Origin of the sequence: Catenulispora acidiphila DSM 44928 (assembly GCF_000024025.1) — a bacterium.
Lineage (GTDB): Bacteria > Actinomycetota > Actinomycetes > Streptomycetales > Catenulisporaceae > Catenulispora > Catenulispora acidiphila.
Genome location: NC_013131.1, coordinates 6154409 through 6175705 on the forward strand (window position 1 = coordinate 6154409; position 21297 = coordinate 6175705).

The following is a 21297-nucleotide window of genomic DNA, read 5'->3' on the forward strand; positions in this document are numbered from 1 at the left end:
TTCGCTGAACCGCTTAACACTCGAAGAAGGCCTGACCATGACCCGCAAGCCGAGCGTGCAGCTCTACACCGTCCGCGACCACTTGACCGACATCTCCCAGCGCGAGGGCACCCTGAAGCGCCTCGCCGACATCGGCTTCACCGCCGTCGAGCCCTTCGACCCGACGACGGACCCGGCGGGCTTCCGCGCCCTGGCCGACGACCTGGGACTGTCCGTCTCCGGCGCGCACGCCATGGCGCTGGTGCGCGAGCCGGACACCGGGCCGGTGTTCGAAGCCCTCGCCACCATCGGCACCGACCTGGCGATCCTCCCGGCCGGCATCCCGGAGGAGACGTTCACCACCCACGACGGGCTCAAGCGCGCCGCGGACCAGCTGAACGCGCTGGCGGCGAAGGCCGCCGAGGCCGGACTGCGGTTCGGCTACCACAACCACTGGTGGGAGTTCGAGCCCGTCCTGGAGGGCCGCCACGCCCTGGAGATCCTGGTCGACCTGGTCGACCCGGCGGTGGTCTTCGAGGTGGACACCTACTGGGCCACGGTCGGCGGCGCGGATGCCGCGGCGGTCCTGGAGCGCCTGGGCGAGCGCGTGGTGGCGCTGCACGTCAAGGACGGTCCGACGGTCAAGGGCGAGCCGAACGTCGCCGTCGGCACCGGCGCGATGCCGGTGCCCGCGGTCCTGGCCGCCGCGCCGGACGCCTGGCGCGTGATCGAGTTCGACGAATGCGCCACGGACATCTTCGAGGCGCTGGCGCAGAGCCTGGCTTACGTGAACGATCTGGAGGGGACGTGAGCGAGATCGGCGGGGGCGGCACCGGCCGGAGCGGTCCGGTCAGCGTCGCGGTCATCGGGGCGGGCAACATCAGCTCGCAGTATCTCCGGAACCTGACGCGCTTCCCGGACCTGAAGGTCGTGGCGATCGCGGACCTGGACGTCGAGCGCGCCGCGGCGGCCGCCGCCGAGTTCGGCGTCCCGGCCTCCGGCCCGGTCGCCGAGATCCTGGCGCTGCCGGAGGTCGAGCTGGTCGTGAACCTCACGATCCCGGCGGCGCACGCCGAGGTCGCGCTGGCCGCGGTGAGCGCCGGCAAGCACGTCTACGGCGAGAAGCCGCTCGCGCTGGACCCGGCGGCGGCCCGGAGCGTGCTGACGGAGGCGGCGGCACGCGGCGTGCGGGTGGGCAACGCACCGGACACCTTCCTCGGCGCGGGACTCCAGTCGGCCCTGCGCGCGGTGACCTCCGGCCTGATCGGCACCCCGGTCGCCGCCAACGCCGCGTTCCAGAGCCCGGGCCCGGAGTCCTGGCACCCGAGCCCGGAGTTCCTGTTCGCCCACGGCGCGGGCCCGCTGTTCGACATGGGCCCGTACTACCTGACCGCCCTGGTCTCGCTCCTCGGCCCGGTCGGCGCGGTGGCGGCCAGCGGCCACAAGGCGCGGGAATCACGCGTGATCGGCTCCGGACCCAAGGCCGGCACAGCGTTCCCGGTCGAAGTCCCGACGCACGTCATGGCCCTGCTGGAGTTCCGCGGCGGCGCCGGCGCCACGACCACCTTCAGCTTCGACTCACCGCTGTCCCGCCAGAGCATCGAGATCACCGGCACCGAGGGCACCCTCCTGGTCCCCGACCCGAACCAGTTCGACGGCAACCTGCGCCTGCGCCGCCCCGGCGTGCAGGAAGCCGAAGAGATCCCCGCCACCGGCACCGACATCGGCCGCGGCATCGGCGTCCTGGACATGGCCCGAGCCCTCCGCACCGGCGCCGCACACCGGGCCTCCGGCGACCTGGCCCTGCACGTCCTGGACGTCATGACGGCGATCGCCGCATCGGCACAGGGAGCCGCGTTCCTGGACGTGCCGGCGTGGACGGAGAAGCTGGAGGCGCTGCCGGAGGGATGGGATCCGCTGGAGGCGACGCTTTAAGCCGACGGGCTTGATGCGCGAGCTCTGACTCACAGGTCAATGAGTTCTGCCGAGTTGGCTCGGGCTTGAGCGCGAAATGCCCGGTTTCGCAGACTTCAGAGTCTGCGGAGCCGGGCTTTCGTCGCGGCAGTCCCCTGATGAGCCCGCACGATCGCCATGAGGCGCATCGCCGTTCAGCTCTTATCGCATCCCGCCGGTCACCACCCGCAGCCGCCGCCGCACCGCGTCGCGCGGGTCCGGCTGGCGCGCGAGCAGCACGCGGGCGATGCGGCCGGCGCGGATCGCCGCCTCCGAGGTGCCCTCGCGCTGGGAGGTGACCAGGGCGCCCTCGATGAGGAGCATCAGTTCCGGGGCGAGGGTTTCGTGGTCGTCGCGGCCTGCTTCGGCCAGGAGGCGGGCGAGGTAGTCGGTCACCGCTTCCTTGTGCGCGGCGGCGGCTTCGTGGATCGGGCTGGTGCGGTCGGCGGCCTCGACCATGGCGTTGATGAAGGCGCAGCCGCGGTGGCCCGCGCCGTCGAGCCACTCCCCCAGGGCGTCGAACACCGCGATCGGGCGTTCGGCGGGCGGCAGTCCGTATCCGGTGACGGTTTCGCGCAGCCATTCGCGCCAGCGTTCGTCGGTGCGGGTCAGGACGGCGACCACCAGTTCGTCCTTGCCGGCGAAGTGCCGGTAGAACGAGGCGCGCCCCACTCCCGAGGCCGTCAGGATCCGCTCCACGCCCACCGCGCGGATTCCCTCGGCATAGAACAGCTCTTCGGACGCCGTCAACAACCGCTCGCGCGCCTGTACCGCCATGGCCGAAATGGTACCGACCTGTTCCGCGAGGGCGCCACCGCCGACGTGTGGAATGGAACCGGTCGGTACCGTTCTGACCGCAATCCATTGACATCACACGGTACTGATCGGTACCGGATGCCGAAAACCCGTCCCACGCCACGGAAAAGCCCCGGCTCCCCTTCTCAGGGGAGCCGGGGCTCGACAGCCGGTGCGTTCGCCGGCCGGTCAGCCGATGGCCTTCTTCAGCGCCTCGGCGCGGTCGGTGCGCTCCCAGGTGAAGTCCGGCAGGTCGCGGCCGAAGTGGCCGTAGGCGGCGGTCTGCTGGTAGATCGGGCGCAGCAGGTCCAGGTCGCGGATGATGGCCGCCGGGCGGAGGTCGAAGACCTGCAGCAGCGCCTCCTGGATCTTCACGTCCTCCACCAGGCCGGTCCCGAAGGTCTCCACGAACAGGCCCACCGGCTCGGCCTTGCCGATGGCGTAGGCGACCTGCACCTCGCAGCGCTCTGCCAGACCCGCGGCGACCACGTTCTTGGCCACCCAGCGCATCGCGTACGCGGCCGAGCGGTCCACCTTCGACGGGTCCTTGCCCGAGAAGGCGCCGCCGCCGTGCCGGGCCATGCCGCCGTAGGTGTCCACGATGATCTTGCGGCCGGTCAGGCCGGCGTCGCCCATCGGGCCGCCGATCTCGAAGCGGCCGGTCGGGTTCACCAGCAGCCGGAAGTCGGAGGTGTCCAGCTCCAGCGCGTCGATCTCCGGCATCACGACCTGCTCGCGGATGTCCGGCGTGAGCAGGTTGTCCAGGTCGATGTCCGAGGCGTGCTGGGTGGACAGGACCACGGTGTCCAGACGGACCGCCTTGTGGCCGTCGTACTCGATGGTGACCTGGGTCTTGCCGTCGGGGCGCAGGTAGGGGACGGTGCCGTCCTTGCGGACCGTGGCCAGCCGGTGCGACAGGCGGTGCGCCAGCGCGATCGGCAGCGGCATCAGCTCCGGGGTGTCGGTGCAGGCGTAGCCGAACATCAGGCCCTGGTCGCCGGCGCCCTGGCGGTCCAGCTCGTCAGTGTCGCCTTCCACGCGGGACTCGTAAGCGGTGTCCACACCCTGGGCGATGTCCGGGGACTGCGAGCCGATGGACACCGACACGCCGCAGGACTCGCCGTCGAAGCCCTTCTTGGACGAGTCGTAGCCGATGTTCAAGATCGTGTCGCGGACCAGCCGCGGGATGTCGGCGTACGCGGTCGTGGTGACCTCGCCGGCGATGTGCACCTGGCCGGTGGTGAGCAGGGTCTCGACGGCGACCCGGGACTTCGGGTCGTCCTTGAGCAGGGAGTCGAGGATCGCGTCGCTGATCTGGTCGGCGATCTTGTCGGGGTGCCCCTCGGTCACCGATTCGGAGGTGAACAGGCGGCGGACGGTACCGGACATGGGTACTCCTAGGTTCGCAGCGGCTGCTGACTACAGGTCGGCGCGACGCCCCGCTCCCCGAACGGCACGAACGCGCCCGGTCAGGCGCGTTCGCGACGCGATGATCGAAACGACCGCACCCCCAGCTTAGTCGTTGGGGGTGCGCACCTTAAGTACCCGGTCCCAGATCACATCCGCGAGCCGCTCCTTCGGACCGTCGGCCACCGGCTCCTCCGAGCCGTCCGCGCCGATCACGACCGCCGCGCTGTGATCGGCGCCGAAGGTCAGGTCCACCCCGACCTCGTTGACGATCAGCAGGTCGACGCCGTACTTGGCGAGTTTGGCGCGGCCGTGCTCCAGCCACGTCCCCTGCGCGTCACCGGTCTCGGCGGCGAACCCGACCACCGTCTGCCCCGGCCGCGACCGGGAGTGACCCAGCTCACGCAGCACGTGCGGATTCTGGACCAGCCGGATCTCGGGAGCCGAATTGTCGTCGGCCTTCTTGATCTTGGCCTCGGCTGCCTCGCGAGGCCGGAAGTCGGCCACCGCGGCGGCCATCACGACCACGTCCGCGTCCCGCGCGGCGGCGCGCACCGCGGTGCGCAGTTCGGCGGTCGTCGACACCCGCACCACATCGACCCCGGCCGGATCGGCCAGCGAGGTGTTGGCGGCGACCAGCGTCACCCGCGCGCCCCGGGCGGCAGCCGTGCCCGCCAGCGCGAACCCCTGCTTGCCGGAGGAGCGGTTGCCGATGAAGCGCACCGGGTCGATCGGCTCGCGCGTGCCGCCGGCCGAGACCACCACGTGCAGCCCGGCCAGGTCCGGCTCGGCGGTCCCGCGCGCCAGCAGCGACCGGCAGTACTCGAAGATCGCCGAGGGGTCCGGCAGCCGGCCCTTGCCGGTGTCGGCGCCGGTCAGCCGGCCGACGGCGGGCTCGATGACGTACAGACCGCGGCGGCGCAGGGTGGCGACGTTCTCCTGCGTGGCGGCGTTCTCCCACATCTCGGTGTGCATCGCCGGGGCGAACACCACCGGGCACGTCGCGGTGAGCAGGGTGTTGGTCAGCAGGTCGTCGGCCAGGCCGTGCGCCGCCTTGGCCAGCAGGTCGGCCGTGGCCGGAGCGACGACGACCAGGTCGGCGTGCCGCCCGAGGCGCACGTGCGGCACCTCGTGCACGCGCTCCCAGACCTCGGTGGCCACCGGTCGCCCGGACAGCGCGGCCCACGTCGGCTCGCCGACGAAGTGCAGCGCGGAGGCGGTGGGGACGACGGTGACGCCGTGCCCGGACTCGGTGAACAGCCGCAGCAGCTCGCAGGCCTTGTACGCGGCGATGCCGCCGCCCACGCCGAGAACGACGTTGGGCAGCGGCATCGTAGATTCTTCACTCACGCTACCGACCCTAATGGGATCAGCACGCACTTACTGAATGACGGACCCCGGGGCGCCGGCCTCGATGGGCTCGGCGGTCAGCAGACCGGCGTTGATCTCGCGCAGCGCGATCGACAGCGGCTTCTCGTGGACGTGGGTGTCCACGAGCGGGCCGACGTACTCCAGCAGGCCCTCGGAGAGCTGGGAGTAGTAGGCGTTGATCTGCCGAGCGCGCTTGGCCGCGTAGATCACCAGGCTGTACTTGGAGCCGGCGGCGTCGAGCAGCTCGTCGATCGGCGGATTGATGATGCCTTCGGGCTCAGTGGCGGACACGCGTGGGAACTCCTGTCGCAGACATGCAAAGACAGCGGTCGAGATCAAGATCGTTTCCGGATCCGCACGACCCGGACGTACAAGGTTACCAGCTCGCGCGCCCCGGACCTGCCGATCCGGGGATCCCACCGCCGGTGATCAGGCCCTGGACCCCGCACCGGTGACCAGCTCGACCAGTTCCTCGGCGGCGGCCTCGACCGTGGTGTTGACGATGGTGACGTCGAACTCGCTCTCGGCGGCCAGTTCCACCCGGCCGGTGGCCAGGCGTTCGGCGATCACGGCCTCCGGCTCGGTGCCGCGGCCGCGCAGCCGCTGCTCGAGCACCTCCCAGGAGGGCGGAGCCAGGAAGACCAGGCGGGCGGCGGGCATCGCGGCGCGGATCTGGCGCGCGCCCTGCAGCTCGATCTCCAGCAGCACGGGCTGGCCGGCTTCCAGGCGCTGCTCGACGGCCCGGCGCGGGGTGCCGTACAGGTTGCCGGCGTACTCGGCGTGCTCCAGGAAAGCGCCCTCGGCGATCAGGTCCTCGAAGGCGGGCCGGTCGTAGAAGAAGTAGTGCACGCCGTCCACCTCGCCGGGGCGGGGGGTTCGCGTGGTGGCCGAGACCGACAGCCACACCTGGGGGTGGGCCTCGCGCACATGCTTGGCAAGGGTCGTCTTGCCGACGCCCGACGGGCCCGAGAGCACTGTCAGCAGTGCGGGGGCAGGGGCTGAGGTGTCGGAACCGTGGCCGTCCGTTCCGGCGCGATCGCTCATGGGAGAAGATCGTACCGGGCCGCAAGGCCGCGATTCCGACGGTTGTTCCGCGCCTTACCCCGCCGTCTCACTGAGGCGCCGGGGCTCGGCTGACGTCACGCGCCGAATTCGCGCTCCAAAGAGGCGATCTGGTTGGCGCCGAGTCCGCGGATGCGGCGCGTCTCGGAAATGTCGAGACGCTCCATGATCTGCTTGGCCCGGACCTTTCCGATGCCGGGCATCGATTCCAGAAGAGCCGAGACCTTCATCTTGCCGATGATCTCGTTCTTCTGACCTTCGCGCACGACATCGGACAGCGTTACGCCGCCCGCCTTGAGACGGAGCTTCAAAGCGGCGCGCTCACGCCGCGCTTCGGCTGCCTTCTGAAGTGCGGCCGCACGCTGTTCTGGAGTGAGGGGCGGAAGAGCCACGCCTGTTCACCTCTGGACTTCGAGTACTGTCGGTGGACTTGTCCGAGTTCGACCGAGGCCTATGGCATGCCTCGAACTCCCCCAAGACATACGGGAACTCACCTGGCGGACGAGTCCCGCGGATACAACTGGTGGAACGAATCCGCAGCGTACACCCGTAGTCGGGGGCAAGGAGAGGGGATCGGCGCTTCTCGTGAGCTGGAGCGGTGTACATACGGTGGCGAACCCGGGTGAAACGGGCGTAATTCGAGGGGGATTACAGGGCTCGAATCCCATCGTCATGCCCCTGATATCGCGTCAGATCCGTTGGCCCGAACCGGCATTAAGGCGCGCCGGGGTAACGGCCGGCCACCGCTCGCGGCCCATGACGCATCCATGCTTTGAGTAACTCCGGGACAACGGCGGAATATCGCACGGAGGTTCACAGAGCGCCGGAGAAAGTATCGCAGGACTGGAAGTTTCCCGTTTGGTAACCGGTGAGGAACCACCGCTGACGTTGCGCCGCTGAGCCGTGCGTCCAGGTCTCGGGCGTGACGCGCTGGTGGAATTCCGCCTGGATCCGGTCGTCGCCGACGGCCGCCGCGGCGTCCAATCCGTCGGAGATGTCCTGTTTGGTGAGATCTTTGATCAGGACTCTGCCATTCGCGTCCTTCGTCGTCGTCGCGTAGTGCGCCCACAGCCCGGCGTAACAGTCCGCTTGGAGTTCGACGCGCACCGCGCCGCTGTTCGCGCCTTGCTGCGAGGACTGGCTGTTGCGCAGGGCTCCGGTGAGGTTTTGGACGTGGTGGCCGTACTCGTGGGCCAGGACGTAGGCCTGCGCGAACGGTCCGCCGCGCGCGCCGAACTTGGTTTTGAGCTCCTGCCAGAAGCCCAGGTCCAGGTAGACGGTGCGGTCCGAGGGGCAGTAGAAGGGCCCGACGGCGGAGGTGGCGCTGCCGCAGCCGGTGCGGGTGGAGCCGCTGAAGATGACGGTCTGGGCCGGCGGGTACTTCTGGTTGTTGCGGGCGAAGAAGCCGGTCCAGTAGTTCTGTACGGAGTTCACCACGGCCACCACGCGGCAGTCGTCGCTGGCGTTGGCGTCGGCGCCGGTGCGGCACTTGGCGGCCAGCGAGCCGGTGCCGACGGTGCCGGTGACGTTTCCGCTGCCGGAGGAGGACAGGGAGCTCGAGGACGTCCCGGAGCCCTCCGTGAGGGCCAGCGGGACGCCGACCGCCGCGGCGATGAGGGTCAGGATCAGGCCGATGAGCCCGCCTCGGCCGCCGGGCAGGCCGAAGCCGCCTCCGAAACCGCCGCCGAGGCCGCCGCGCGCGGGCCCGGAGCCGCGCTCGTCGCGAACCTGGTCGGAGTCCAGCTGGGCGTCATCGTCGAACCGCATAGCGCAATCTTCCTGGACAAACCGCCGCGACCTGCGCCGACACGCGGGAGCGCGGCGGCCGCCGGCGGCGCGGGTGTCTGGAAATCCGAACCCTGAGCTACTAGCCTGCGCGCGTTCCGAGAGTGTCGCGGGTCACAGTCACACGGAAGGAACCGCGCGATGGCACACGGGCACCTCCATCGCTCCTCCCCGCCGCGCAACGCCCGGCTGTCGCTGCCGATCACGTTGGTCGTGGTGCTGGTGCTGGGCGCCTCCGGGGGTGGGGCGGCCTGGTACGCGGCGGGGCACCGGCATGCGGGCGTGGGCTCAGCTGCGGCCGCCGCGCCGGTTTCGTGTCCTGCGGGACCCACGACGGTCACCGCGGCGGTCGCGCCGGAGCTGGCGAGCGTGCTGACGCCGGTGCTGGCGGCGCAGCCGGTGCCGTGCGTGCGGGTGGTGATGACGGCGGCGGATTCGGCGGACACGGCCCGGTTCCTGGCCGGGAGCGGCGCGGCGCCGGCCGGGGTGCGCGGGCGTCCGGACGTGTGGATCCCGGAGACGTCACTGTGGCTGGAACTGGCGCGGGCGACCGGGGCGGGGCAGGCGCTGCTGCCGCAGAACGGGAATTCGGTGGCTGACTCGCCGACGGTGGTGGCGGCGCCGAAGGCGGTGGCGGGGTTGCTGGGCGGGCAGGGGGCGTTCAGCTGGGAGGAGTTGGTGATGATGGCGTTGGCGCGGTCTCAGGGTGCTGCTTCCGGGTCTTCCGGTTCCTCTGGTCCTTCCGGTCCTGTTGTGGCGATCGCGGATCCGACGCACGACGGCGCGGGGCTGTCGGCGCTGATCGTGCTGAACGCGATGTTGGCGCAGGCGGTGAACGATCCGCAGGTGAAGGTCGGGATCACCGGCTTCGTGAAGGGGATGGCGGACAACGTCGCGCCGTCGCCGGTGCAGTTGGCGGGCAAGGTATTTCCGGCCTCTGAGCAGCAGATCTTCACCTACAACCACGGCAAGCCCGGCGCGCCGTTGGCGGCGTTGTATCCGTCGGACGGTTCGGCGTCGCTGGACTACCCGATGGTGGTGCTCAACGGGGCGGACAACGCGCACGCCGTAGCGGCTAACAGGCTGCTGACATACCTGCAGACCGGTGCGCAGGACGCGTTGCGACAGAAGGGTTTCCGGTCGCCGGACGGCGGCCCGTCGCCAGTGCTCGCCGCTGATCCGGAGCTGCGGGGCGACCAGCTGGCGGCGGCGAAGCGTGCCGATTATGGGGCGGCGGGGCAGGCGCTGACCCTGTGGGCGTCGCTGACGAAGCAGCTGCGGATGCTGGCGGTGGTGGACGTGTCGGGGTCAATGGCGCAGGCGGTGCCGGGGACCGGGCAGACACGGCTGCAGCTGACGGCGGCGGCGAGCGAGAAGGCGATGGCGCTGTTCGGGAGCCATGCGGCGATGGGATTGTGGACGTTCACCACGACGCATGATGCGGCGGGCTCGACGGTGATCGACCAGGTCCTGCCGATCGCCGAGTTGGGCGCGGCCGAGCCGGGCGGCGGGACGCACGGGCAGCGGATGATCGCGGCGTACGGGGCGCTGGCGGACAAGGCGGGGTCGCGCAACGGGCTGTATGACGTGCTGCTGGCGGCGTATCAGAACGTGCAGAAGGGCTGGGACCCGACGCGGACGAACACGGTCGCGGTGTTCACCGACGGCAAGGACGACGACCTGAACAGCATGACCTCCGACCAGCTGATCGCGAAGCTACAAGCGGCGGTCGACCCGGCCCGCCCGATCCGCGTCTTCGTGGTCGCACTCGGCACAGACGTCGACCTGACCCTGCTCAACAAGATCACCGCGGTCACCGGCGGCGCGGCCGTCCACTTCAGCGACATGGGGCAGATGACCGCGGCGATACTGGGGAGCACTGACACACGGTGATGGCGAGCGCCGCACCCACCATCGCAACACCCGAGTATGCCCCGCGTAAGCACCCGCCCCGCCACAAACCACCCACCCCGAGATTCCCGTCCTAACGATCTGGTACGAACCGCATGACAGACCCGAGCCGAAATCGAGAACATGCCTCCATGGCATTTCACTGCGGCGCGCCGACCCGCGACGGCAGCCCCTGCCAACGCCGCGTCCGCGAACTCGGCATCCGCTGCCCCCAGCACCGCAACCTAGGCGGCACCGCCCTCCACCCCCCACGCCACGCAATGCGCACCATCTACCTAGCCGACCCCGCCCTCACCGGCCCCACCACCGCCTGGGCCACCACCCGCACCACCGACCCACGCGATCGAGTGACGCAGCCCACCAAGCACGAGTCGGACACCACCGATGCGGGAAGCCTGACCGCGAAGAGCGGCGACGAGGCAAGGACGCCAAGCGCGTTGCAATCGCATCTGGACCAGGAGCGGAGCCAGCGGGGGCGGCCAGGCGGTGAGGAGCGGGCTGACGTGGACGATGCGGGTGAGTCCGAGCCGAACCGCGACCCGGCACGGGAACCAACACGCGAGCCCGAGCCGAAGGCCAATCTGGTAGCGGAACCAGCGCTCGAATCCGAGCCGAGGGGCAGGCTGGCGCCGGAGCCTGCGGGTGAGCCCGAGCCAAGCGGCAAGCTGGCGCCGGAGTCAGTGCGCGGACCCGAGCCAAGGCACAATCTCGCACCAGAGCCAGTGCGCAGACCAGAGCATGAGCCGGTGCGCGAGGCCGAGCTGGCGCAAGGCGACTCTGAGCAGCCGCAGCCCGAGGCCAAGCACATCCAGGTCAAGCAAGCGCCGACCTGGCGCGAGCCGGCGCACACCGGGCGCGAGGCCATGCCAGCGCGGGAGCCCGAGGGCGATTCTGTGCGCCAGCCGGAACATCGTCGGGCGCCGGAGCACGAGCATGAGCGGACCCATGTCGAGGCAGAGCGTGAGCGTGAGCCAGCACCTGAGCGTGCGGGCGAGCCGATGGGCAGGCCTGAGCCGACGCCGAAGCGCAAGCATGAGCGGGCCCATGTCGAGGCAGAGCGCGAGCGTGAGCCAGCACCTGAGCGCGCGGGCGAGCCGATGGGCAGGCCTGATCAGGAGCCTGAGCCGGAGCACGAGCACGAGTGGGCCCAGATCGAGCGCGAGTCAGGGCCTGGGCGCGCGGGCGATTTTGTGGGCGGGCTTGGTCAGGGGCTTGAGGCGGCGGCGGAGGACAAGCCGGCACTGCCGCGTCGTACGCCGCGCGGTGATCGTGCGCGGGTGGGGCGGAATGGGGTTGGGGAGGGTGCGGGGGTGCGGGGTGGTGAGCAGTGGCCTTTGTTGCGGAAGGAGCGGGCGCTGGATCCGGATTGGATTGGGGCTCGGGGTGTGCGGGATGAGGGTTCGACGCCGCCGGTGCCGCGGATTGAGTTTGAGCCTTCGGATGGTGAGGTGCCGCGGAAGCCGCCGCGGATTGCGCCTATGCGGAGTGTTGTGCTGAATCCGGTGTTGGATATGCCGGTCAGGGCTGATCCGGATCCGCCTACGCTGGTTGATCGGATGCCGCCGATTGATCCGGATGATCTTGTGGTTCCTGACTTTTTGCGGGCTGATCTCGGTGGGGCTGCGGGTGCGACCGTGGCGGAGAAGAAGCCGCGGCCGCGGCCAGCGCCTGTGTCTGTGCCAGTGCCTGATCCCGATCCGCCGACGCTCATCGACCCGCATCCGCCGATCACTGATGACATCGCTGTGCCGGCCTTCGTCGCGCCGGGGTTCGTGCCGGCGCCGAAGCCGCCGTTGCGGACGGTGTTGTCGACCGTGCTCGGGCCCGAGCTGTGGCAGCGCTGCTATACCGAGTGGGGTCCGGCGCACTGTACGGCGCTGGCTCGTATCGCGCGCGCCGTGGACGGCCTCGCACCGTCGGCGGGGACGGCGGTGCGCTCGACGGCGGGTGCCGGGATGCGCTGGCTCGGGGTGGCGCGGGAGCGCGAGATATTGGCTGATCAGGTGGCTGATGCCATCTCGCATCCGGCCGGGGCGACGTCGCCGAACCAGGCCCGGACCGTGCGGCTCTACGGTGCGGCGATCTGTATGGCGCTGAACGTGCCGCTGCGACGCTGCGCTTGTCATCGCGATCTGGAACGGGACGTGTCCGGGGAGCTCATTCGGCTCGGGCTGGAGGAGTTGGCCGGGGAAGTGCCCTGATCCAGCAGCCCGAACCATCTATCTGACGCCCCATCAGATTTCCGCTACGATGCCGCCATGCGAGGAATCCTGGGGTGGGGCGTCCACCTGCCGTACCGCCGCCTGGACCGCACCGGCATCGCCGCCGTGGCGGGCACCGGCGGCGGAACCGGTACCCGCGCCGTGGCCTCCTACGACGAGGACACCACGACCATGGGCGTCGCCGCCGCCCGCGCCGCCCTGCACCCGGCGGGACCAGGCGGCGACACCGCCGAGAGCATCAGAACCCTGTGGTTCAGCACCACCGCCCCCGCCTACCAGGACCGCACCAACGCCACCGCCCTGCACGCCGCCCTCCGCCTCCCCCGCACCACCGCCGCCTACGACGCCACCGGAGCCGTACGCTCCGCCGTAGCCGCCCTCGACGCCGCCCTGACCGCGGCCGAGGGAACCCACCTCGTCGTCGCCTCCGACCTCCGCACCGGCCGCCCGGGCAGCGCCGATGAAGCCGCCGGAGGGGATGCAGCAGTAGCACTACTCATCGGCGATAGCGATAGCGATGAAGTAGAGACCCCAAACCACCCCGTCCTAGCCCACCTCCTCGCCCACACCGCCACCACCGAGGAGTTCCTCGACCGCTGGCGCGCCCCCGGCGATCAGACCTCGAAGACGTGGGAAGACCGCTTCGGCGAGACCCGCTACACCACCCTCGCCGCCGAAGCCTGGAACGCCCTCCTGGCGACGGCGAACATCACCCCCGACGGCATCGACCTCCTCGTGATCGCCGCCACCCACGAACGCGCCGCGAAGTCGGCCCTGAAGAAGACCGGCGTCCCCGCCGCACGCCACCACGACCCGTTCGCCAAGACCATCGGCACCACCGGTGCGGCCCACCCCGCCCTCCTCTTGGCCTCAGCCCTCGAAGCCGCCCGCCCCGGCCAGACCATCGCCCTGCTCGTCCTCGCCGACGGCGCCGACGCCTTCCTGTGGCGCACCACCGAAGCCCTCGCCGCCTACCGCCCCGCGCGCCCCGTCGCCGACCAGATCGCCCAGTCCGGCGCCGTCCCCTACGGCCGCTACCTCGCCTGGCGCGGTTTCCTCCCGGTCGAGCCGCCCCGGCGCCCCGAGCCCGCGCGCACCTCCGCCTCGGCCGCCGCCCGGGCCGCCGACTGGAAGTTCGCGTTCGTCGGTTCTCAGAACGCCGACGGCGGCGCCGTGCACCTGCCGCCCTCCCCCTTCGACCACGCCCCGCACCCCGCCGCGGACGCCGAGGGCACCATCGTCACCTTCACCGTCGACCGCCTCGCCTCCTCCCCCAGCCCGCCGGTCGTGTTCGCGGTCGTCGACTTCGACGGCGGCGGACGCCTGCCGATCGAGCTGACCGACGTCGACGCCGACGAGGTCGCGATCGGCCTGCGCGTGGAGGCCACCTTCCGCCGCCTGAGCAGCGCCGACGGCATCCACAACTACTTCTGGAAAGCGCGCCCGGTCCGCCGCGCCGGCCACTCCCACCCCGTCCACCCCGTCCACTCCGAGCAGGAGACCCGCTGATGGCCTCGCACGGCATCAAGGACCGCGTCGCGATCGTCGCGATGGGCTGCACCCGCTTCACAGAGCATTGGGACAGCGGCGCCGACGAGCTCCTGCTGTCCGCGACCGCCGAAGCCTTCGCTGGCGCCGGTCTGGCCAAGGAGGAGATCGACGCCTACTGGCTCGGGACCGCGCAGTCCGGCATGAGCGGCATCACCCTGGCGCGTCCCCTGGAGCTGGAGGGCAAGCCGGTCACCCGCGTCGAGAACTACTGCGCGACCGGCTCCGAAGCCCTGCGGCAGGCCGCCTACGCCGTCGCCTCAGGCGCCTATGACGTGGCGATGGCGGTCGGCGTCGAGAAGGTCAAAGACTCCGGCTACCAGGGCCTGAACGCCTTCCCCATCCCCGGTGACGGCACCGCCCGCACCGTCACCGCAGCCGCGATGTTCTCGATGGTCGTCCCCGCCTACGGCGCCAAGTACGGCGTCGCCCCGCAGGAGATGCGCGAGGTCCTGGCCCGCATCGCCGCCAAGAACCACGCCAACGGCGCGCGCAACCCCAAGGCGCAGTTCCGCAAGGAATGGCCGGTCGAGCAGCTGCTCGCCATGCCGCGCGTCGCCGGAGAGCTGTCCGTGTTCGACTGCGCCGGAGTCGCCGACGGAGCGGCGGCGGCGATCGTCGTCCGCGCCGAGGACGCCCTGCGCTACACCGACAAACCGCTCTACATCAAAGCCCTGTCACTGGTCGCGGGCAACGGCCTGCCCCTGGGCGACCCCGGCTACGACTACACGACCTTCCCCGAGATCGTCGCCGCCGCCGAGGACGCCTACCGCCAGGCCGGCGTCGCCGACCCGCGCCGCGAGCTGGCGATGGCCGAGGTCCACGACTGCTTCACCCCCACCGAGCTGGTCCTGATGGAGGACCTGGGCTTCTGCGAACGCGGCAAGGCCTGGCAGGAGGTGCTGGCCGGGGCGTTCGACCTCGACGGCGACCTGCCGGTCAACCCCGACGGCGGGCTGAAGTCGTTCGGCCACCCGGTCGGCGCCTCCGGGCTGCGCATGATGTACGAAGCCTGGCTCCAGCTGCGCGGCGAGGCGCCGGAGCAGCGGCGGATCAGCACGTTCGGGCAGCGGGAGCTGGCGCTGACGCACAATCTCGGCGGATATCCGGGCGAAATGGTGGGCTTTGTATCGATTCTGGGAACCCGTCAAGGCTGAATCCGCCCAAACAACGCGCCGCCGCCTACTCCCGCACGCACTCCACCGGCATCTCCGCCAGATATGACCGGTAGTAGGCGATCTTCTCCTGGATCTTCCGCCGCAGTTCGATCAGCCGCTCCATCTCCGCCTCGACGTTGGCGTCGTGCTCCTCCAGCAGCGCCAGGCGGTCGGTGACCGTGCCGTCGCCGTCGCGGACCAGCTCGGCGAAGGTCTGCATCTGCGCGATGGGCATGCCGGTGCCCCGCAGGCAGCGGAGCATGTCGAGCCAGCCCAGATCGTCGTCGGTGTAGCGGCGGTGGCCGCCTGCGGCCCGCCGGACGGGCTCGATGAGGCCGATCTTCTCGTAGTAGCGCAGCGTATCGAGCGAAAAGCCAGACATTTCGACCGTTTGCGCCGGGGAGTAATTGTCGATCGTCATAACGCCCCATCGTAAGAGGGCTTGACCTGGAGCGCGCTCGAGATTCCAGGATGGAGCGCATGGAGTACACGATCTTCGGCGGTTCGAACGGACCGCGGGTGAGCACGCTGGCGCTGGGCACGATGATGTTCGGCACGAAAATCGACGAGACGACCTCGTTCGCGATCCTGGACCGCTTCCGCGAAGCGGGCGGGACCTTCCTGGACACCGCGGACTGCTATGCCTTCTGGGTCGAAGGTGCCACCGGGCACGAGAGCGAGGAGCTGGTGGGCCGGTGGCTGGCGGCGCGCGGCTGCCGCGAGGAGATGGTGATCTCGACCAAGCTCGGCGCGCAGCCGAACCCGGAGTTCGGGACCGTCTGGCCGCGCAACGCCGAAGGGCTTTCGGCGCCGGCGATCCGGGCGGCGGTGAAGGGCAGCCAGGCGCGGCTCGGCACCGATCACCTCGAGGTGCTGTTCTCCCACATCGAGGACCAGTCCGTGACGTTCGAGGAGACGGCCGCCGCGTACGCCGAGCTGATCGCGCAGGGCACGGTGGCCGTCGCCGGCGTCTCGAACCACCCGACGACGCGTGTGAAGAGGGCGCGCGCCGCAGCCGGGCAGCTGGGCGTCCCGGGCTACACGGCGGTCCAGCAGCGCCACGGCTACCTGCGCGCGCTGCCCGGCGCCAGCTTCACCTCGCCGCAGGAGCCCGCCGACGACGAGCTGCTGGGGATAGTGCGCTCCGGCGAGGTGTCGATGATGGCGTACGCCTCGCTGCTGGAGGGCGCGCTGGTCCGCGAGGACCGTCCGCTGCCGGCGCAGTATCAGAGCCCGGAGAACGAGCTGCGCGTCAAGGCTCTGTGGCACGCCGCCGACCAGGCCGGGGTGACGCGGACGCAGCTGGCGCTGGCGTGGCTGCTCAAGGACGAGCCGGCGATCGTGCCGGTGCTCGGCGTGAGCTCGGTGGCGCAGCTCGACGACGGGCTCGGGGCGTTGGACGTGTCGCGCGACGTGGTCACGGCACTGGCTGACACATTGGCTGACACGCTAGCCGAGACGCAGGACAAGTAAGCCGACCGCTAACCACGCGGCGGTACCGGATGCCGCGGCATCCACGGCGGCCACTGCTCGGCCGGGCGCGCGCCGCCCGGTTCGGGCTCGGCCGCGCCGCCCACCGCAGCATCCACCGCACCATCCACCACACCCACCACCCCGCCGGGACCGGCGTCGAGCCCGAGCAGCTTGCGCAGCTCGACCGTCACCGGCGACGACGTCCCGTCGAACACCGTATAAGCATCCTGCCACGCCGCCCGCGCCCCGGCCGGATCCCCGAGCCGCTCGTGGATCCGGCCGATCAGCACCAGCGCCAATCCCAGCCCGGGACGGTCGCCGAGTTCGGTGAGCGTCTCGGCGGCGTGCCCGGCGGCCTCCAGCGCCTCGTCGTGCACGCCCTGGTCGAACAGGGCCTCGCCGAGCCGCAGATGCGACCAGCCCAGCCGCCGGAGCTGCCCGATGCCGCAGTGGATGTCCGAGGCCTCGCGGTGGCAGGCGGCGGCGCGGTCGGGGAAGCCGGCCTCGCGCAGCACCATGCCGGTGGCGTGCAGGCCGTACGCCAGGGCGCTGGCGTCCCCGTGGGCCCGCCGCAGGGCCAGACCCCGCTCGGCCAGTTCCCGCGCCTCCTGGGGCTGCTGGACGCGGCACAGGCTCTGCGCCAGATTGAGCTGCGCCTCCGACAGCTGCTCCCAGCCGGCGCCGGTCTCCTCCAGCAGACGCAGCGCCTCGGAGGCGGCGCGCATGGACTCCTCGTCGCGTCCGGCGCGCCAGTGGTTCGCGGACAGCACCGACAACGCTTCCAGCAGGTAGCCGGGCTCGGGGAGACCGCGCGCCACCGAAACCGCCGCAGCCGCCTGGACATCCGCCTCCGCCAAGTACCAGGACTGCGACAGCGAATACGCGAGCTGCGATCGTGCGATGACCTCCGCGCGGCGGTTGTCGTCCCGGTCGGCCTCGTCGATGACGACGGCCGCCAGCCGTGCCAGATCCTCGTCACCGGGTCCGGACTGGCACAAGATGCCCAGCCAGTACAGGAGATCGGCGCAGGCATCGACGACCGCGGAGCCGCCGGAATCGCGGCTCAGCAGCGCCTGCGCAGCCGCCGCACACACCGCCTCCCGCTCACGCTCGCCCCACGCCATGCACTCCCCGGGATCGTCCGGGACGTCGACCGTCTCCGGCTCGGCTATCAGCCCGACGAGGTTGGCCGCGCACCGGTTCACCCGGGTCGCCGCGGCGGCGCAGTACCCCAGGTAGTGCTGGATTAAGCGGTCCAGTGCCGCGCGCGGCGCACCGGGACCGTCGATGTCGGCCGCCAACCGCCGCGCGAACATCCGCAGGAGCGAATGCAGCCGGTAGCGTCCCGGGCTCGGCGACTCGACCAGACACAGATCGACCAGTTCCTCGGCGAGGTCCTCAGCCTCCTGCTGCGGACAGCACAACAGCGCCGCGACCGCCTCGACGCCGATGTCCGGGCCGTCGGGCACGGCCAGCAGCCGGAAGGCGTGCGCCTGATCTGGGCGCAGATGCTCGTAGCCGAGCCGGAACGTCGCCTCCACGGCCAGATCCCCGGCGCGCAGCTCGTCCAGCCGCCGAGCCTCGTCGCACAGCCGGCCGGCCAGCGTCTCGGCGGTCCAGTGCGGCCGGGCGGCCAGGCGCGAGGCCAGAATGCGCACCGCCAGCGGCAGGTGGCCGCACACCGCGACCGCGCGCCGCACCGCCGGCTCGGAGCCGGTCACCCGGTCCGGACCGGCGACGGCGCGGAACAGCGCGAGCGCCTCATCGGGGTGGAAGGCGCCGAGTTCCAGCAGCCGCGCGCCGGGGACGCCGGTCAGGCGGGAGCGGCTGGTCGCCAGCACGGCGCAGCCAGGCGTGCCGGGCAGCAGCGGACGGATCTGCTCGGCGTCGCGCACGTCGTCGAGCACGATCAGCACCCGGCGTCCGGCCAGGGTGCTGCGGAACAGCTCGGAACGTTCCCGCACCGTGTCCGGCACGGCGCCCGGATCGGTCCCCAGAGCCCTGAGAAAGCCGCCGAGCACACCGCCGGGATCGGCCGGTTCGCGGTCGGTCCCGCGCAGGGCGGCGAACAGCTGGCCGTCGGGGAACTTGGCGGCAGCCAGGTGCGCGGTGTGGACGGCGAGCGTGGACTTGCCCGCGCCGCCGATACCGGACAGCACCGCCAGCGGCATCGCCTCGCCGGGCTGCATCAGGTCGAGCAGCTGCCGGGACCAGACGGCGCGTCCGGTGAAGTCGGCGACGTCCGCCGGGAGTTGCGCCGGACCGGGCAGAGTGACAGAGGTCTGCGAAACCGGCCTGGGGACGGGCTTCGCGGAAGGGCCGGTCTGTCCCTCGGCCAGTGGGCCGGACGGTTTCCTCAGAGCTCTGGGAACCGCTCCGTCCACCCGGCTGCCGCCGTCCGAGGAACCGGCCGCGACCTGCCGATACAGGGCCCGCAGATCCGGTCCGGGATCGACGCCCAGCTCCTCGGCGAGCGTGCGCCGCGTCTGGTCGTAGACCGCCAGCGCCTCGGCTTTGCGGCCGCTGCGGGCCAGCGCGAGCATCTGCAGCTCTCGAAAACGTTCCCGGAGCGGGAACTCCGTCGCCAGCGCGGCGAGCTCGGCGGTCACCGCGTTGTACCGGCCGACCTCCAGGTCCAAGGCGATCCGGGCTTCCAGCGCGCCCAGCCGGCGCTCGGTCCACTGCGCACGCTGCGCGACCGCGAACGGCCCGGTCAGCCCGGCCAGCGGCTCGCCCTGCCACAGCGCGAGCGCCTCGTGCAGCCGGCGCGCCGCCCCGACCAGGTCGCCGGTGGCGCGCAGACCCGCCGCGACCGCCTGTCCGGCCTCGAAGGCGAGCGCGTCCACCGCCGAGGGGTCGACGGTCAGCGCGTAGCCGCCGGCCACCGAGCTGATCGGGCTGTCGGCGCCGGCGTGGTGCGCGTGGCCGGCGTGGGGTCCCTGGCTGGGCTGGACGGCGTGCGTCGCTTGTCCGGGGCGCTTGGCGTGGTCGGCGTGATCGGCGTACTCGGACGGCGCCGCGTGACCGGCCTGGCTCGCCTGATCTGCTTGCCCGAACCGACCTGTGTGACCGGTCTTGGCGTTCATCCCGCCCGTCCCGCCCGTCCCGCCTGTTCCGTCCATCCCGCCCAGCGCGCGCCGCAGCCGCGAGGCGTAGGTCCGGATGGTGCTCAGCGCGCCTTTCGGGGCGTCCCCGCCCCACAGCGCGTCGATCAGCTCCTCGGCCATCGCGGCGCGGCCGGGGCGCAGCGCCAGCAGGGCCAGGAGTTCGCGCTGCTGGGGCGAGCCGAGGTCGAGTTCGCCGTGCGGACCCCAGCCGCGGACCGGGCCGAGGACGCTGAACCGCCACGCGCTGTCTGCCACCTGGGCAGGATACGCGCGAAGCCTGCGAGTATTGATCTGACACGCCGTCAGATATATGTTCACCGCACTATGGACTTCGACTTCACGCCCGAGCTGCGGGCCTTCGCCGCCGACGTCGAAACCTTCCTCGACACCGAACAGGTCCCCGGGGACACCAGCGTCTTCGACGTGACCCGGGAGAACATGGCGCAGATCGTCGACACCCCGGCGCGCCGGGCGTTCATGAAGAAGATGAGCGAGCGCGGCTGGCTCGGCATCACCTGGCCCAAGGAGTGGGGCGGCGCCGAGGGCGACGGGGTCTACGAGTACCTGCTGAACGAGGCGCTGGCCCGGCGCGGCGCCCCGCAGATCGGCAAGGGCGTTGGCATCATCGGCAAGACGATCCTGGCGCACGGCTCGCCGTTCCTGAAGCAGAAGTTCCTCCCGAAGATCCTGCGCAACGAGGTGGAGTTCGCGGTCGGCTACAGCGAACCGGACTCCGGCTCGGACGCCGCCTCGATGAAGCTCAGGGCCGTGCGCACCACCCGCGACGGCGTCGAGGGCTGGGTGCTCGACGGCCAGAAGACCTGGACCACCTCGGCGCACTTCGCCGAGTGGTACTGGGTCGGCGCCCGCACCGACCCCGCCGCGCGCAAGCACTTCGGCATCACGCTGTTCCTGGTCCCGCTGGACCACCCCGGCATCACCGTCCAGGGCATCTGGACCATGGGCGAGGAGCGCACCAACTCAGTCTTCTTCGACGCCGTCTTCGTCCCCGACGACCACCGCGTCGGCGAGCTGAACAAGGGCTTCCAGTACATCTCCGAGGCACTGGACCTCGAGCGCTTCACCATGTTCACCTACTCCCCGATCGCCGCGCGCTTCGAGCTGCTCGTGAACTGGCTGCGCAACGCCGAGGTCGACGACGAGCCAGTCCGCCAGGACCCGGTCACCCGCCGCCGCGTCGCCCGCCTGGCCACCGAGGCGGAGGTGGCACGCCTGCTGGGCCTGCGCGTCGTCGCGGCCTCAATGAAGTCAGGTCCACCGCCGACCACCGAAGCCAGCGAGTACAAGCTCTACGCCACCGAGCTGTCCCAACGCGTCGCCAACGCCGCCATGGACCTGGCCGCCCCGGGCTCCCAGCTCCGCGTAGGCACCGAGGAGGCACCGATGGCCGGCCGCGCCGAGTCGACGTACCGCTACACGGTCCTCGACACCATCGGCGGCGGAACATCAGAGGTGCAGAAGAACATCATCGCGCGCCGGCGCCTGGGCCTGCCGAAGAACTTCTGA

17 protein-coding genes are annotated in these 21297 nt (G+C 71.1%); 8 read left to right on the forward strand and 9 right to left on the reverse strand.

The genetic code is table 11. The annotated features are described in order from the left end of the window. Positions 1 to 37 precede the first annotated feature (37 nt). Positions 38 to 790, forward strand: coding sequence for a sugar phosphate isomerase/epimerase family protein (locus CACI_RS26410; RefSeq protein WP_015793927.1), 753 nt, complete (start codon positions 38 to 40; stop codon positions 788 to 790). Then, complete coding sequence (locus CACI_RS26415) at positions 787 to 1914, forward strand: Gfo/Idh/MocA family protein (RefSeq protein WP_015793928.1); 1128 nt, start codon at positions 787 to 789, stop codon at positions 1912 to 1914. The genes CACI_RS26410 and CACI_RS26415 overlap by 4 nt, the downstream gene beginning before the upstream one ends. A gap of 180 nt (positions 1915 to 2094) precedes the next feature. Here CACI_RS26415 and CACI_RS26420 read toward each other — a convergent pair whose 3' ends face one another. The 7 genes from CACI_RS26420 to ypfJ form a co-directional block, all read right to left on the reverse strand. After that, positions 2095 to 2709, reverse strand: coding sequence for a TetR/AcrR family transcriptional regulator (locus CACI_RS26420; RefSeq protein ID WP_015793929.1), 615 nt, complete (start codon positions 2707 to 2709; stop codon positions 2095 to 2097). Between the two features lie 207 nt (positions 2710 to 2916). Further along, complete coding sequence (gene metK / locus CACI_RS26425) at positions 2917 to 4116, reverse strand: methionine adenosyltransferase (protein ID WP_015793930.1); 1200 nt, start codon at positions 4114 to 4116, stop codon at positions 2917 to 2919. A gap of 126 nt (positions 4117 to 4242) precedes the next feature. Further along, complete coding sequence (coaBC, locus tag CACI_RS26430; protein WP_015793931.1) at positions 4243 to 5466, reverse strand: bifunctional phosphopantothenoylcysteine decarboxylase/phosphopantothenate--cysteine ligase CoaBC; 1224 nt, start codon at positions 5464 to 5466, stop codon at positions 4243 to 4245. Between the two features lie 48 nt (positions 5467 to 5514). Continuing rightward, positions 5515 to 5796, reverse strand: coding sequence for a DNA-directed RNA polymerase subunit omega (rpoZ, locus tag CACI_RS26435; RefSeq protein ID WP_015793932.1), 282 nt, complete (start codon positions 5794 to 5796; stop codon positions 5515 to 5517). Positions 5797 to 5934: 138 nt separating this feature from the next. Next, the gene (gene gmk, locus CACI_RS26440) at positions 5935 to 6549 is read right to left on the reverse strand and encodes a guanylate kinase (protein WP_015793933.1); all 615 of its coding nucleotides are present in this window, start codon (positions 6547 to 6549) and stop codon (positions 5935 to 5937) included. 95 nt (positions 6550 to 6644) lie between these two features. Beyond that, complete coding sequence (mihF, locus tag CACI_RS26445; RefSeq protein WP_015793934.1) at positions 6645 to 6959, reverse strand: integration host factor, actinobacterial type; 315 nt, start codon at positions 6957 to 6959, stop codon at positions 6645 to 6647. Positions 6960 to 7380: 421 nt separating this feature from the next. Next, entirely contained in the window at positions 7381 to 8334 is a 954-nt protein-coding gene (gene ypfJ, locus CACI_RS26450) for a KPN_02809 family neutral zinc metallopeptidase (RefSeq protein ID WP_015793935.1), read from the reverse strand. A gap of 159 nt (positions 8335 to 8493) precedes the next feature. Between ypfJ and CACI_RS26455 the strand changes: the two genes are divergently transcribed. From CACI_RS26455 to CACI_RS26475, 4 genes are all read left to right on the forward strand, one after another. Continuing rightward, positions 8494 to 10245: a substrate-binding and VWA domain-containing protein gene (locus CACI_RS26455; protein WP_015793936.1), complete on the forward strand. Its 1752-nt coding sequence runs from the start codon at positions 8494 to 8496 to the stop codon at positions 10243 to 10245. Between the two features lie 278 nt (positions 10246 to 10523). After that, positions 10524 to 12464: a hypothetical protein gene (locus CACI_RS50280; RefSeq protein ID WP_143765402.1), complete on the forward strand. Its 1941-nt coding sequence runs from the start codon at positions 10524 to 10526 to the stop codon at positions 12462 to 12464. Positions 12465 to 12521: 57 nt separating this feature from the next. Continuing rightward, positions 12522 to 13994, forward strand: a complete 1473-nt coding sequence (locus CACI_RS53650) for an OB-fold domain-containing protein (protein WP_015793939.1) — start codon at positions 12522 to 12524, stop codon at positions 13992 to 13994. After that, on the forward strand, positions 13994 to 15190 hold the full coding sequence (locus CACI_RS26475; protein WP_015793940.1) for an acetyl-CoA acetyltransferase: 1197 nt from the start codon (positions 13994 to 13996) through the stop codon (positions 15188 to 15190). Before CACI_RS53650 ends, CACI_RS26475 begins: the two co-directional genes overlap by 1 nt. A 25-nt stretch (positions 15191 to 15215) precedes the next feature. Here CACI_RS26475 and CACI_RS26480 read toward each other — a convergent pair whose 3' ends face one another. After that, positions 15216 to 15611 (reverse strand): MerR family transcriptional regulator, encoded by a 396-nt coding sequence (locus tag CACI_RS26480; RefSeq protein WP_015793941.1) that lies wholly within the window; start codon positions 15609 to 15611, stop codon positions 15216 to 15218. A gap of 59 nt (positions 15612 to 15670) precedes the next feature. Here CACI_RS26480 and CACI_RS26485 point away from each other — a divergent pair, with 59 nt between their 5' ends. After that, positions 15671 to 16663, forward strand: coding sequence for an aldo/keto reductase (locus CACI_RS26485; RefSeq protein WP_015793942.1), 993 nt, complete (start codon positions 15671 to 15673; stop codon positions 16661 to 16663). 8 nt (positions 16664 to 16671) lie between these two features. Here the strand turns inward: CACI_RS26485 and CACI_RS26490 are convergent, their stop codons facing one another. Further along, on the reverse strand, positions 16672 to 20025 hold the full coding sequence (locus CACI_RS26490; protein ID WP_049871715.1) for an AfsR/SARP family transcriptional regulator: 3354 nt from the start codon (positions 20023 to 20025) through the stop codon (positions 16672 to 16674). 69 nt (positions 20026 to 20094) lie between these two features. Here CACI_RS26490 and CACI_RS26495 point away from each other — a divergent pair, with 69 nt between their 5' ends. Beyond that, positions 20095 to 21297 carry an acyl-CoA dehydrogenase family protein gene (locus CACI_RS26495; protein ID WP_015793944.1) on the forward strand — a complete coding sequence of 401 codons (1203 nt, stop codon included), beginning with the start codon at positions 20095 to 20097 and terminating at the stop codon, positions 21295 to 21297.